Source organism: Rhizobium sp. 3T7, from assembly GCF_020166565.1.
In the GTDB taxonomy this organism is placed as follows: domain Bacteria; phylum Pseudomonadota; class Alphaproteobacteria; order Rhizobiales; family Rhizobiaceae; genus Rhizobium.
Genome location: NZ_JAIQXS010000007.1, coordinates 76,706 through 89,512, shown reverse-complemented (window position 1 = coordinate 89,512; position 12,807 = coordinate 76,706). Strand labels below are relative to the sequence as shown.

10 protein-coding genes and 1 pseudogene are annotated in these 12,807 nt (G+C 58.9%); 6 read left to right on the top strand and 5 right to left on the bottom strand.

All coding sequences use genetic code 11. The features are described from left to right. Positions 1-38: 38 nt before the first annotated feature. Positions 39-134: pseudogene (locus K9B32_RS12560) on the top strand (hypothetical protein); the annotation flags it as partial. 124 nt (positions 135-258) lie between these two features. Here K9B32_RS12560 and K9B32_RS12555 read toward each other — a convergent pair. The 3 genes from K9B32_RS12555 to K9B32_RS12545 all read right to left on the bottom strand — a co-directional run bounded on the left by K9B32_RS12555 (position 259) and on the right by K9B32_RS12545 (position 3,417). Continuing rightward, on the bottom strand, positions 259-1,107 hold the full coding sequence (locus tag K9B32_RS12555; RefSeq protein ID WP_007787961.1) for a carbohydrate ABC transporter permease: 849 nt from the start codon (positions 1,105-1,107) through the stop codon (positions 259-261). Continuing rightward, positions 1,100-2,038 carry a carbohydrate ABC transporter permease gene (locus tag K9B32_RS12550; RefSeq protein WP_224562437.1) on the bottom strand — a complete coding sequence of 313 codons (939 nt, stop codon included), beginning with the start codon at positions 2,036-2,038 and terminating at the stop codon, positions 1,100-1,102. The genes K9B32_RS12555 and K9B32_RS12550 overlap by 8 nt, the downstream gene beginning before the upstream one ends. Positions 2,039-2,106: 68 nt before the next feature. After that, a complete protein-coding gene (locus K9B32_RS12545; RefSeq protein WP_224562435.1) occupies positions 2,107-3,417 on the bottom strand; it encodes an ABC transporter substrate-binding protein in 1,311 nt (436 codons plus the stop codon). Positions 3,418-3,630: 213 nt separating this feature from the next. On the opposite strand from K9B32_RS12545, the gene K9B32_RS12540 reads away from it, so the two are divergent. From K9B32_RS12540 to K9B32_RS12530, 3 genes are read left to right on the top strand one after another with little or no spacing between them, the layout of a single operon-like run. Then, positions 3,631-4,830, top strand: a complete 1,200-nt coding sequence (locus K9B32_RS12540; protein ID WP_224562433.1) for an ROK family transcriptional regulator — start codon at positions 3,631-3,633, stop codon at positions 4,828-4,830. A 34-nt stretch (positions 4,831-4,864) separates the two neighbouring features. Next, positions 4,865-5,965: a Gfo/Idh/MocA family protein gene (locus K9B32_RS12535; protein ID WP_224562431.1), complete on the top strand. Its 1,101-nt coding sequence runs from the start codon at positions 4,865-4,867 to the stop codon at positions 5,963-5,965. A 17-nt stretch (positions 5,966-5,982) separates the two neighbouring features. Beyond that, on the top strand, positions 5,983-6,624 hold the full coding sequence (locus tag K9B32_RS12530; RefSeq protein ID WP_224562421.1) for a ThuA domain-containing protein: 642 nt from the start codon (positions 5,983-5,985) through the stop codon (positions 6,622-6,624). 83 nt (positions 6,625-6,707) lie between these two features. Here the strand turns inward: K9B32_RS12530 and K9B32_RS12525 are convergent, their stop codons facing one another. Continuing rightward, positions 6,708-7,961, bottom strand: coding sequence for a D-amino acid dehydrogenase (locus K9B32_RS12525; protein WP_224562420.1), 1,254 nt, complete (start codon positions 7,959-7,961; stop codon positions 6,708-6,710). A 405-nt stretch (positions 7,962-8,366) separates the two neighbouring features. Further along, positions 8,367-9,299, bottom strand: a complete 933-nt coding sequence (locus tag K9B32_RS12520) for a LysR family transcriptional regulator (protein WP_224562419.1) — start codon at positions 9,297-9,299, stop codon at positions 8,367-8,369. A gap of 96 nt (positions 9,300-9,395) precedes the next feature. Here K9B32_RS12520 and K9B32_RS12515 point away from each other — a divergent pair, with 96 nt between their 5' ends. Continuing rightward, positions 9,396-12,230 carry an FAD-binding and (Fe-S)-binding domain-containing protein gene (locus K9B32_RS12515; RefSeq protein WP_224562418.1) on the top strand — a complete coding sequence of 945 codons (2,835 nt, stop codon included), beginning with the start codon at positions 9,396-9,398 and terminating at the stop codon, positions 12,228-12,230. 33 nt (positions 12,231-12,263) lie between these two features. After that, positions 12,264-12,716 carry an Lrp/AsnC family transcriptional regulator gene (locus K9B32_RS12510; RefSeq protein ID WP_224562417.1) on the top strand — a complete coding sequence of 151 codons (453 nt, stop codon included), beginning with the start codon at positions 12,264-12,266 and terminating at the stop codon, positions 12,714-12,716. The last annotated feature ends 91 nt before the right edge of the window (positions 12,717-12,807 follow it).

Below are 12,807 nucleotides of genomic sequence, written 5' to 3'. Positions count from 1 at the left end.
CACACTTCTCAAAGGCGCGTGATGTCGCTGCCTGGCTAGGGGTGGTTGCGCGCCAAGACTCGACCGGAGGCAAGCAGGATCTGTCTCCGACGCATGATCATCCACGGCAAAAGATCATGCTTGATGCACCTTGATCGCAGCAAGGACTACCCTCGGACCTCGATTGATGTACTTCGATCGCGTCTTCCGTTCGTTTCCCGGCCAGGAAAAATAACCGGAAAACTCTAACCAAAAACGGTCCAGTTTGAAGGGTTCGGATCAGGACTTGACCGCGCCCGCGGTCAAGCCGGCGATGATATGCTTCTGCGCCAGGAAGAAGACGATGATGGTCGGCATGATCGTCAAGGTGATGAAGGCGAGCACCAACTGCCAGGCGGTGCCAAACTCGCCGCGATACACCATAATGCCGAGCGGCCAAGGATACATCGTTTCCGAGTTCAGCATGATCAGCGGCAGGATGTAGCTGTTCCAGCTGCCGACGAAGGAGATGATGCTGACGGTTGCGATGATCGGCCGCGAGAGGGGCAGCGAGATGTGCCAGAAAAACCGGATGTAGCCACATCCGTCGACGATGGCGGCCTGGAACAATTCTTCCGGAAGGTTGCGAAAATAATTCCGGAACAGGAGAATGCTCATGCCGAGGCCGAAGGAGACCTGCGGCAAGACAACCCCCCAGTATGAATTCAACAAGCCAAGGTCACGGATTCGGATGAAGAGGGGCAGGATGGCAGTCGCAGCCGGGAACATCAGGCCAATCAGGAAATAGTTGAGCAGGAAGCCGGCGCCGAAGAACTTTACGTGCGCGAAGGTGAAGGCGGCCATGGCTGAGACCGAAACGGTCAGACAGACAGTCAACGTCGCGATGATCAGCGAATTCATCATCTGCCGCCAGTAGCGATCCCCGAAGAGAATGTCGGTGTAGTTCTCCGGATGCCATGCGACCGGCAGCCCGAAGGGGTTGGTGCGCAGGTCGCCGAGATCCTTGAAGCCGCCAAGCGCTGTTGTCAGCAGAGGCACCAAGACGATCGCGGCGATGATCGTCAGCGAGACATAGAGGTAGATCTTCGTGCCGGTCGCAATCCGGGCGGTCGAGGCCATGTCAGTCATTGCGCATGAATATCCGTTTATAACCGAAGGCAAGCGTCACGCAGATCACGAACAGGACGACGCCGACGGCACTGCCGAGGCCGACCTGCATGCGCGTGACGCCGAAGTTGAACAGGAAGGTGACCATGGTCTGCGTTGCATTGAACGGCCCGCCACCCGTCAGCGGCATGATGAGGTCGAAGAGCTGCAGCGAGCCAACGACTGCGAAGAAGACGGACAGGCGGACCGTCGAGCCGAGAAGCGGCAGTGTGATATAGCGGAACCGCTGCCAGCCGCTCGCGCCGTCGATTTCGGCAGCCTCCAGCACGCTCTTGTCGAGCGACTGCAGCCCTGCGATGAAGAGCATCATGTGGAAGCCGAAATACTTCCAGACGACGACCGCCAGCACCGCATAAATCGCCAGGTCCTTGTCGGCCAGAACATAGGGGGTCTCGACGCCGATGAGGTGGGCAGCCGAGGCAAACAAGCCATAGTCGCCGTCATAGACGAAGCGCCAGATGAGGCCCGCTGCCACCTCGGCCAGGACGTAGGGCAGGAAGAAGATCAAGCGGAAGACAACCACGCCGGCGATCCGGTGGGCCAGCATCATCGCCAGCCAGATGGCGAGCGGTATCTGGATCAGGATCGAAATGACGATGATCAGGGCATTGTTCTTCAACGCCGTCAGGAAGGCGCTGTTCTTGAACAGCACCTCGAAATTTCGCATTCCGACGAACTGCGTCGGCAGACCGTAACCATCCCACTTGTAGAGGCTGTACCAGGCCGCCTCCCCCATCGGCAGGATGACGAAGATCGTAAACAGCAGCAGTGCTGGCGGCAGGAACAGAAGCAGGACCGGCAGGCGCCGCGCCAGGCTGGGATCCTTGCTGCGCACCGACGATCTGACAGTCGGGCGCGCACGGACGAGGCTTGTCGCGCTGATGGTGGTCATGGAGGCCGATCCCCTTGATTCAGATTGAGGGCGGCGCGGATACTTGCTCCGCGCCGAGATAGTCGTGATCAGAGTTGATCCTGCTCGAAGGCTTCCTGGATCTGCTGAGCGCCATCGGCAGGGCTCATCTGGCCGGAAACAATGGCAACGGAGACATCGTTGACCACACGGCCAACAGACGGGCCGAGATCCTGATCGAAGAAGTTCTGGTGCCACGTCGAATGTGCGAGCTGTTCGGCGGCTTGATGCATCAACGGATTGGTCACCCCATCTTCCGCGCCGACCGCGACCGGGATGAGCATGCCGGCCTTGGCCATTTCGCGCTCGTTTTCGGCGTTTGTCAGATAGGCAAGGAAATCGAGCGTTTCGGGTGGAGCCTTCTTTGTTACGGCCCAACCATTCAAGCCGCCGAGCGTGTCGGTTATGGCACCAGCACCGCCGGAGACGGCAGGGAACGCGAAGCGGCCGATATTGTCGGGATCGAGGCCCTTTGCGTCGCCGGAATTGGTGCGTTGGTTGGCAGCGGTGTTTTCAAAACCAAGGATCATCGCCGCCTTGCCGTCACCGAAGACGCCAAGCGCCTGCGGCCAGGTCGCACCGAGGTAGCCTGGCTGGAACGGCTCGAGCTTGCCGAGTTCAGCAAGTTGTTCGCCAGCCTTGATGATGGCCGGATCGTTGAAGCCTTCGCCCTGCCCGTTCTTGGCCGCATCGAAGACCTTCTGGCCGCCGTCGCGCATGACCAGGTAGCTCCAGTAGAAATGGATCGGCCATTTTTCGCCGCCGCCACCTGCAATCGGCACGATGCCGGCATCCTTGAGCTTTTTGACGGCAGCAAGATAATCGTCCCACGACTTGATGGACGCTGCGTCGACGCCCGCCTTTGCAAACATCTGCTTGTTATAGAAGAAGGAAACCGTGCCCATCTTGTAGGGAACTGCACCGATCTTGCCGTCGAAGCTCAGGCCGTTGATCGATGCCGGATTATAGCTCTTCAGCCAGGCGCCATCCTTGGCCTTCATGGCTTCGGTCAAGTCCATCAGTGTACCGGTGGCAAGCTGCTGCTTCAGCACGCCACCGCCCCAACTGAAAAATAGATCCGGGGCGTCGCTCGATTGCAGCAGTGTCGGAAGCTTCGCCTTGAAGGCTTCGTTTTCCAGAAACTGCATCTCAATCTTTACGCCAGGATGCTCAGCCTCGTATTTTTCAGCGATCTTCTTCCAAACCGCCAGATAGTTCGGGTCGATTTCAAGATGCAGCCACTTGACGGTCGTGTCGGCTGCGGCACTTCCCGCAGCAATCAGGAGCGCCAGCCCAGTGGCCGCCGAGCGGGCAATGAAACGGCTGCGGAGCAAGGCCTTTGCCTTCATATGGTCAAACATGATTTCTCCTCCAGGAAGGGCAAAAATCGTCCTCTTCAATTTTTCCCTTATGCGGATTAAATCATCGGGAGGTTTTGGCGAATGTCAACTCCCCTGGCCGAAATTGGCAGATTTGCCTTGACAGGTGGGGTCGCCGGCGCGCTATTTAATTCGTATACCGTTGAAAATAAAAGCCCCGCGCCTTGCGGGATATTGAAGAGCCGGCAAGACCACATGAAGACCGCAGATCCCGAATTGATGCGCGCGATCAACCGCTTGAACGTGCTGGATACGATCCGCCGTCACGGGCCGATATCGCGTGTCGAGATCAGCGAGCGAACCCAGTTGTCAACGACGACGGTGTCAGCGATCACCGCCTCGCTGCTCGATGACGGTCTCATCCTGCCGCGCCACGAGGGGGATATTCGCAACGAGGCGGCCCGCGGCAGACCGCGCGTCATGCTCGAACTCAATCCGGATGCAGCAAGAGTGGTTGGCGCGAAGATTGCGGCCAACCGCCTCGTTTTCGTCGTGACTGATTTTCGCGGAGACGTGCTGTCGAAACTCACTCTTCCCATTCGCATCGATCGTCAGCCGATCGGGGTCATCGCCGACCTCGTCGAGGATGGTGTGCGCCGCTGCGTGGTCGATGCCGGGCTATCACTCGAGGATGTCGATACTGTTTGCCTTGGTCTTCCCGGTGTGATCGAGCACCGCACCGGCCATATCCGCAGTAGCCCGATCTTTCGCGACATGAATGTCGACTTTGCCAGCGAAATGACTGCCCGGCTCAATACCTCGACCATCGTGGAAAGCGATGCGCATGCGATCACGCTTGCCCACCACTGGTTTGGCAAGGCGCGCGATCTGGAGGACATGGTACTGATCTCCCTGGAGCAAACACTCGGACTGGGCGTGCTCCACGACAATCAGCTTTTTCGTGGCGCCGGCGGCCTCAGCCACAATCTTGGCGATTTGGTGCTCGGCATGGGGCCGCGCGGCATCGTGCGACTGTCGAGCCAGGCCGGCGAAAGCGAGATTCTAGGTGAGCAACCGGCCAGCGGCCGCTTCGCCGAGGCCATCCGGCTTGGACGGGGAATGACACATGCCCAGGCGCTTATCAAGGCCGAAGACAACACCTTGATCAACGCCGCAATCCGCGCTGGCGAAGCCGTCGGTGTGGCAATCGCCAATATCGTTACCTTGTTTGCGCCGCCGCGGGTTATCCTCGTCGGCTCCAGCCTCGCACTCGGGGAGCCGTTTCTCGACAGCCTGCGAAACGCCTATGCCCTCGCCGTCCCGCCGTCCTTGAAGGGTGTTGCCGAACTCGTCTTCGACGATTCGACCGACGACTTCTGGGCGCAAGGGGCAGCCGCTGTGGCGCTTTACGAACTCTACGAGTCGCCGTGGAACACCACCGGTCCGGCGCTCTAGGTAGCAAAATCACGACATCCAACGGGAGGAAATCATGGAACGAGTCGGTATCGGCATCATTGGGTGCGGCAACATCTCCGGCGCCTATCTGAAGGCGATGGCGTCCTTTCCTATCCTTGACGTCCGCGGCGTGGCTGACCTCAACCACGATATGGCTGTGGCAAAGGCCGCCGAGTTCTGCGTGCCCGCAAAAAAGATCGATGAACTGTTTGCCGACCCGAAGGTCGAGATCATCGTCAATCTGACGGTCCCCAAGGCACATGTCGCGGTTGGTCTGCAGGCGCTTGAGGCTGGTAAGCACGCTTATTCGGAAAAGCCGCTTGGAATCAACTTCGCGGAAGGCAAACGACTTGCGGAGGCCGCAAAAGCCAAGGGCTTGCGCATCGGTGCTGCGCCCGACACCTTTCTGGGTGGCGGGCACCAGAGCGCGCGCACGCTCATCGATCAAGGCGTCATTGGCCAACCGGTCGGCGGAACGGCGACCTTCATGTGCCCGGGCCACGAGCGCTGGCATCCAAGTCCGGCCTTCTATTACGAGGTCGGCGGCGGACCGATGCTCGACATGGGGCCCTATTACATCACAGATCTCGTCAATCTTTTCGGACCTGTCGCACAGGTGGCCGGCTTTGCCGTCACGCCGCGCAAAGAGCGCGTCATCACCAGCGAACCGAGAAATGGCGAGCATATTCCGGTGCATGTTCCCACCCATGTCGCCGGTCTCATGGCTTTCGCCAATGGCGCGGTCGTACAGATCGGCATGAGCTTCGACGTCGCCGGCCACAAGCACGTGCCGCTCGAAATTTACGGGACCGAAGGCACGCTGATTGTCCCTGATCCCAACCACTTCGGCGGCGATGTGGAACTGCTGAAGAAGGGCGGGGCATTTGAGCAGCAGCCCCTGACAGCACCATATGGCGACGGCAACTATCGCTCGATCGGTGTCGCGGATCTGGCCCATGCCATCCGCTCGAACCGGCCGCATCGTGCCAACGGCGATCTGGCTCTGCATGTCCTGGAGGTGATGGAAGCCTTCCACACGGCCTCTAAGAGCGGACGCACGGTCGCCATCACCACTCAAACCGAGCGGCCCATGCCGCTGTCCCAGTCGCTTGTCGACGGACGCTTGGCCAAGTAATCATCAGGAGGAAGAGTATGCGTGAAGCACTGATCGTCTGGGGCGGATGGAGTGGCCACGAGCCGCAGGAATGCGCCGCAATCATCAAGGACATGCTGGAGGAGGACGGGTTCAAGGTCTACGTCGAGCACACGACCGAGGCCTTTGCAGACCCCTCTGTCCATGATCTCAGCCTTGTCGTACCGATCGTGACGATGTCGAAGATCGAAAAGGAAGAGATCAAGAACCTTGCGGCCGCGATCGAGGGTGGTGTCGGTATTGCCGGCTACCATGGCGGCGCTGGCGACAGCTTCCGTGAATGCGTCGAATACCAGTTCATCGTCGGCGGCCAGTGGGTCGCACATCCCGGCAATATCATCGACTACACGGTCAACATCACCCGGCCCGACGATCCTGTCATGGAGGGCATCAGCGACTTCCCCTACACCTCCGAGCAGTACTACATGCATGTCGATCCTTCCAACGAGGTGCTGGCGACGACGCGGTTCACCGGCGACCACGCCTACTGGATTGACGGGGTGGTGATGCCCGTCGCCTGGAAGCGCAAATACGGCAAGGGACGTGTCTTTTATTCCTCGCTTGGCCATCAGGCCAAGGAATTCTCGGTGCCTGAGATGAAGACGATTTTCCGACGCGGTGCGAACTGGGCAGCACGCTGAGCCGCCAGTTCATAAAAATGCCGGCGCCATATTCCGTAGCGCCGGCATTTTATCAAGATTGCGTACGAATTCCGCGGCATACGTCAGCCATAGCGACTAAGATCCAGTCCCTCGGTCGATATTTGCGGTTTTGCCCTGTTGATAAGATCCGTCAGCACGCGGCCCGAGCCGCAGGCCATCGTCCAGCCAAGCGTCCCATGCCCGGAATTCAGGTAGAGGTTGTCGTAGACCGTTTTGCCGATGATTGGCGTCCCATCGGGTGTCATCGGGCGCAGGCCGCACCAGAACTGCGCCTTGCTCTGGTCCCCTGCTCCACCGAACAGATCCTCAACTGAATGTGCAAGTGTTTCCTTACGAGTCGGCGGCAAGTCCTTGTTGAAACGGGCGATTTCGGCCATGCCTCCTACACGGATCCGATCACCGAGACGGGTGATGGCAATCTTGAAGGTTTCGTCCATGATCGTCGAGACAGGCGCCCGGCTCTCGTCGACGATCGGAACTGTGATTGAGTATCCCTTCACCGGGTATATTGGAACCTTCAGTCCGAGCGGCTTCAACAAGATTGGCGTGAAACTGCCAAAGGCGGCCACGAAGACGTCACTGTCAAACGCGCCGTGCGAGGTTTCGACGGCCCTGACCCGGTTGTTCTCGATGCGCAGCCTGTGGACGTCTGCGCCATAGATGAAGCGCACGCCCAATACCTCCGCACGCTTTGCGAGTTCATTTGTAAATTTGAAACAGTCGCCCGTTTCGTCGTTGGGCAGGCGCAAACCGCCGACGATCTTATGCTTCACCGGCGCCAGTCCCGGCTCGGCGGCGACGCATCCTGCCGGATCCAGTACTTGGAACGGCACGCCATCTTTTGCGAGAACCTCGATGTCCTTGGTGATCGAATCGAGCTGCTTTTGCGTGCGAAAGAGCTGTAGGGTCCCTTGTGTCCGCTCGTCGTAGGGGATGCCTGTCTCGCCACGGAGCTCAATCAGGCAATCGCGACTGTATTCGGCAAGACGGACCATACGGCTCTTGTTGATGGCGTAGCGCGCTGAAGTGCAGTTGCGCAGCATTGCCGTCACCCAGGCCCAGGTGGCTGGGTCGAATGTTGGACGTATGATCAACGGCGCATGCTTCATGAAAAGCCATTTGACGGCCTTTTGAGGAATTCCGGGCGCTGCCCAGGGCGATGCATAACCGGGCGAGATCTCACCGGCATTGGCGTAGCTGGTTTCCAGAGCCGGTCCGCCCTGGCGCTCCAGCACTGTTACCTCGTGTCCCGATTTCGCCAGATAGTAGGCAGTGGTAACGCCGATGACGCCGGCACCAAGCACGGTGATCTTCATAGTGAACCCCAGAAAAGTCTGATCAGATGTAACGATGGCCCAAACGGGTGGGAGTTTTTGAAGGAGATGGTATCGGTGTCTTCAGCCATCATCTCCAAACTTTGATATTTGCCAAGTACCACCGGTGTACTGAGAACAGTCTGCCTTTTGCGGCAGCACATTTATGCCGATCGCTATGCTGTCCATCGACAGGGCGTCCCATGCTCGGCAACAGCCCCTCTCGACGGCCCAAGGTCGATTGAAAGAACGCCGCATCTGTCGTCGGTCGCGGGCGTAACATTGACGGTGCTGCTGTTCATGAACCGGCCCAAAATTGCACGCGGCAAGGATATCGGCCAATGAACGAATTTTTCGCTCAATTCTTCACGGAAACAAACAATTGCGGCTGCGTTCTTGCAATTTTCTTCAAGCCATTGAACGTTTCGTGCGGGGATCGATTACAGGGAGATAGCTGATGAAACGCTCTGCGGCTGGCGGCAGACTAGAGCGGCTGCGGGTCAACAGATAAAGCGAGCGGACGAGCCGAAAATCGGCAATCGCGCGAAAGACAATTTCATCGCTCTGGATGACCTTCGCTGCGTGCTGTGGCAACAGCGCCACGCCGGCGTTGCGGCTGATCAAGGTCAACTGCGCAATGGTGCTGAACGTTTTGATACGGCCGATCGTCAGGCTCGGCGGCAATTCGGGGCAATCGGCAAGCATCCTTGCAATACCGGCCTGTCCGTCGAGCGCGATCACATCTTCCGGATTGATATCGGCCAAGATAACTGGACGCGACGACCGTGCAAGCTGATGATCTCTGTGGCAGACGAGACCAAACGGGTCCTCGCTGATCTTTCTTTTCTCCAATTCGGCCGATTCATATCCCGGTCCAGCCAGCGCGAAATCAAGCGTTCTGTTCACCACCATGCCGGCCAGCCGTTCGGCCACGTCATCATGGACGACAATGTCAATTCCCGGATGGTCGATGCGAAACTTCGTAATCGCCTGCGATAGTGGGGTCAGGACGGCCGACGGTGCAGCGCCAATTGCTACACGGCCACGTTTGAGACCGCCGACCTGTCTGAGGTTGGTCAGCGAAAGCTCGAAACGATCGAGAAGATCGCGCGCGCCCTCGAGGAACGCTTGGCCAGCTTCTGTTGCTCTCACAGGGCGCGTCTTTCGGTCGAAGATCGCCGTCCCGCACTCCAGCTCAAGCATTCGGATTGTCTCGGTCAGGGCGGAGGGCACGACGCCAAGCCGTTGCGCTGCCCGGCTGAAGGATCCCTCCTCCATCACCGTTAGTGCCGCGCGAAGATGGCGAAGGCCTATATTCGTATTTTCCGAAAAAACTTTCATATCTTTCTAATTATACGAATTGCCTGTTTGTGGTTCAATGCAGGATCCCTCGATTTCTCCGGACCGACAGCGATGCTGAACAAGCCTATAAGGAAAATGTCCTATCATATTGCTCTTCAACGGCTTCCTGCCTTGCTTTCTGATGCAGGATTTCGGGGCGACACCGCGGCCGATGCCGCGCAGCTCGCGGCCATGTCCACGGACAACAGCATTTACACCATCACGCCGGATATCGTCGTTGCTCCGCGCGATGCCGAGGATGTTCGACGGTTGATGCGCGTCCTTGAAGCCGAGGATCTGTGTGATGTTCCGGTGACAGCACGCGGAGGAGGCACCGGCACCAACGGCCAGAGCCTGAACGCCGGCATCATCGTCGATTTTCAAAAGTACATGAACCGCCTCCTTAACGTGAACGTTGACGAGCAGTGGGTGGAGGTTGAACCGGGGATCGTTCTCGACGAGTTGAACGCCCAGTTGGTGGGAACTGGTCTGTTCTTCGCGCCCACGACCTCGACGGCAAGCCGCTGTACGATCGGCGGCATGGTGAGCACGGATGCATCCGGAAAAGGGTCGAGGCGCTACGGCAAGACCAGCGACAACGTGCTTGGAATGGAGATCGTCCTCGATGGCGGTCGAACACTGGATAGTGATGCGCCGACACCTGATTGGGCCAAACCAATGCTCTTGGAGATCGAAGCGGCATGTCAGTCGGGTCGCGATGCTCTGCTTGGCCGGGTCCCGGCACTTTCGCGCAGGTTTACGGGCTATGATCTCGAACGGGCGAAGCCGCCTGAAGGCGACCTCGAATGGTGGCGCTTGCCGATCGGTGCGGAGGGCACGCTCGGCCTCGTCACACGGGTGCGCTTGCGCCTGTTGCGCAAGCCAAAATTCAAGCGATTGGTTGTCATTGGCTTTAAGACATTCGCTGCGGCACTGGATGCTGGTAGCGCCCTCCTCGCGCATGATCCGTTGGCAATTGAAGTCATGGACGAATGGGTACAGGGTCTGGCCGACAAGGCCGGAATTCTGCAAGCACTGCCTGCCAGCCTGCGGGCTCGCGACGGTCAGCCGATCGCCTACAATTTCGTCGAGTTCGTCGGGGACGACGAAGCAGATCTGATGCGGCGGGTCGAAGCCCTGCGGGAGCGCGCGCTGACACTTGCCGGCGCAATCGCAAGTCATGTAGCGGTTGACGATATCGAAATGGCAGCACTCTGGCAGGTCAGGGCGGCAAGCGTTGGCTTGCTCGGTAAGGTCACTGGCACCCGCCGACCGATTGCCTTTGTCGAGGACTGCGTGGTGCCTGTCGAAAACCTTGCCGCCTTTGTAAAGGACTTCACAGCACTGCTGAGCAGACACGGCTTGAACTATGGCATGTACGGGCACGTTGACGTCGGCTGTCTGCATATCCGTCCCGCGCTCGATATCGATCGCGAGGAAGACCGGGTCATCATGAAGGCGATCTCGGATGGCGTCTTCGAATTGACGCGCCGGCATGGCGGTATTTTCTGGGGAGAGCACGGCAAGGGCGTGCGTGGCGCCTACTTGGCGGAGTTTGTCGGCGCTGCCGCATATGAGGCGTTTGGCCGTGTCAAACGGGCGTTTGATCCGAGGCATCGCTTCAATCCGGGAAAGCTCGTCGGTGATCCGGGATCCCTTATGGGCATTGGGACAACCCCGTTTCGCAGCGTCAACACCGAGGAGAACGATCCTCTCAGCCTTGCCTTCAAGTGCAATGGCAATGCTCAGTGTTTGAGCTATCAGCGCAGCAATGTCATGTGCCCCTCGTTCAAGGCGACGCGGGACCTGCGCCACTCTCCGAAGGGCCGCGCCGACGCTCTAAGGCATTGGCACCAGGCGCATCAGCAAGGTCATGCGACCAAAGAGCTGGAGAGCGATGTCCTGGCCGCACTCGACGGATGCCTTGGCTGCAAGGCCTGCGCCACGAGCTGTCCGGTGCAGGTCGACATACCGGAGATGAAATCGCACTTCCTCGAGCGGCTTTATCGGAAACGCCGGCGATCGCTGGCCGATAGGGTAGCGCTGTTGCTGGAGGAATACTCGCCGATTTTGGCTCGGCACAGGAAGCTGGCGGCGGTTTTTACAAAGGTATTCAACCCGCTGATGGAGAAGGTCACGGGTCTGCGTGACCTTCCGCTCATTGCCTTTAATGATGTGGGCATCGGCGGGTATCAGACGTTTTCCGCCGAGGTGATCGCGCAGCGCCAATGGCATGAGGATACGGTCTTCGTCTGGCAGGATCCGTTTACGGCCCTCTTCGACAGCCAGGCCGCGATGGCACTTGCGGACGGCCTTCGTGGCTTCGGCTATCGCCCTGTCTTCGTCTCCATGTCCCCGGGTGGAAAGGCGGCCCACGTGCTCGGCGACAGAACCCGCTTTTTCAGGCAGGCGCGCAAGCTGCGATCCGCGATCGACGTGGTTGCGGCATGTGGTCGAGCGATGGTAGGGGTCGACCCGGCCTTCATCATGATGGTCCGCCAGGAATATCTAAAAGCTGGCCTGACAGGCAAACCGCTGCTGTTGGTCCAGGAGTTCCTGAACGAGGAGATCGCCCGCGGACGTGTTCTGCCAAAACTCGCCACGGCAAGGCTGCCGGGTAAATTGCTCCTTCATTGCAGTGAAAGCGTCGGCGCCGCAGCAACGGCCTGGAAGAAGCTTTTTGCCGCACTCGGCGCGTCGGTTGAAGTTGCGGCGACCGGGTGCTGCGGTATGGCCGGTTTGTTCGGCCATCAGCAGCGGCACCAGGCTCTCAGTAGGCGCACATTTGACCTTTCCTGGTCGGGGCAATTGCAGGGCGAACGGGAGGCAATGGTCTCCGGTTTCTCGTGCCGTTGCCAGACGAAGCGATTCTCTTCTATTCGGGGCGAACATCCTATGCGATGGATGGCCGATGCAATCGGCCCTGAGTGAGGCGACGGCGCTGCGCGAATAGATGAGGTGGTAATGTATGAGATTGATGCCATCGACCGGAAAATCATCCGGCAGTTGCGCCTGAACTCCCGTATATCCAATGTCGATCTTGGCAAGGAGGTCGGCCTGTCCGCCTCGGCTTGCCTGCGCCGTATTGCCCTCATGGAAAAGGCAGGAATCATCACGGGTTATACGGCGCTTGTTGATGTACTTGGTGAGGAAGCCATTGCCGTGATCATCCAGATCACTCTGGAGCGCCAGACAGAGGAATATCTGAACCGCTTTGAAGCGGCTGTCCGCAAATATCCGGAAATTCGCGAATGTTTCCTGATGACGGGCGGCTCAGATTATCTCTTGCGTGTCGACGTCGAGAGCGCCGGTGCCTTCGAAAGGATCCACAAGGAGATCCTCTCCGTCCTGCCGGGTGTGCTGCGTATCAATTCCAGTTTCTCCATCCGCAATGTGCTGTCGGCGCGTCAGAAATAGATGCTGAGGGCCCGATGCGGAGCGGTCTCTCGCAAGGTCTCTTGGAGCGACTTACGCCATAAGGATCGCAAGACGGCGAAGCGCGTGAATG

Bases quoted from the DNA above. Each gene is read 5' to 3' on its own strand.
- K9B32_RS12555 (WP_007787961.1), bottom strand. From the start codon at position 1,107: ATGACTGACATGGCCTCGACCGCCCGGATTGCGACCGGCACGAAGATC.
- K9B32_RS12550 (WP_224562437.1), bottom strand. From the start codon at position 2,038: ATGACCACCATCAGCGCGACAAGCCTCGTCCGTGCGCGCCCGACTGTC.
- K9B32_RS12545 (WP_224562435.1), bottom strand. From the start codon at position 3,417: ATGTTTGACCATATGAAGGCAAAGGCCTTGCTCCGCAGCCGTTTCATT.
- K9B32_RS12540 (WP_224562433.1), top strand. From the start codon at position 3,631: ATGAAGACCGCAGATCCCGAATTGATGCGCGCGATCAACCGCTTGAAC.
- K9B32_RS12535 (WP_224562431.1), top strand. From the start codon at position 4,865: ATGGAACGAGTCGGTATCGGCATCATTGGGTGCGGCAACATCTCCGGC.
- K9B32_RS12530 (WP_224562421.1), top strand. From the start codon at position 5,983: ATGCGTGAAGCACTGATCGTCTGGGGCGGATGGAGTGGCCACGAGCCG.
- K9B32_RS12525 (WP_224562420.1), bottom strand. From the start codon at position 7,961: ATGAAGATCACCGTGCTTGGTGCCGGCGTCATCGGCGTTACCACTGCC.
- K9B32_RS12520 (WP_224562419.1), bottom strand. From the start codon at position 9,299: ATGAAAGTTTTTTCGGAAAATACGAATATAGGCCTTCGCCATCTTCGC.
- K9B32_RS12515 (WP_224562418.1), top strand. From the start codon at position 9,396: ATGTCCTATCATATTGCTCTTCAACGGCTTCCTGCCTTGCTTTCTGAT.
- K9B32_RS12510 (WP_224562417.1), top strand. From the start codon at position 12,264: ATGTATGAGATTGATGCCATCGACCGGAAAATCATCCGGCAGTTGCGC.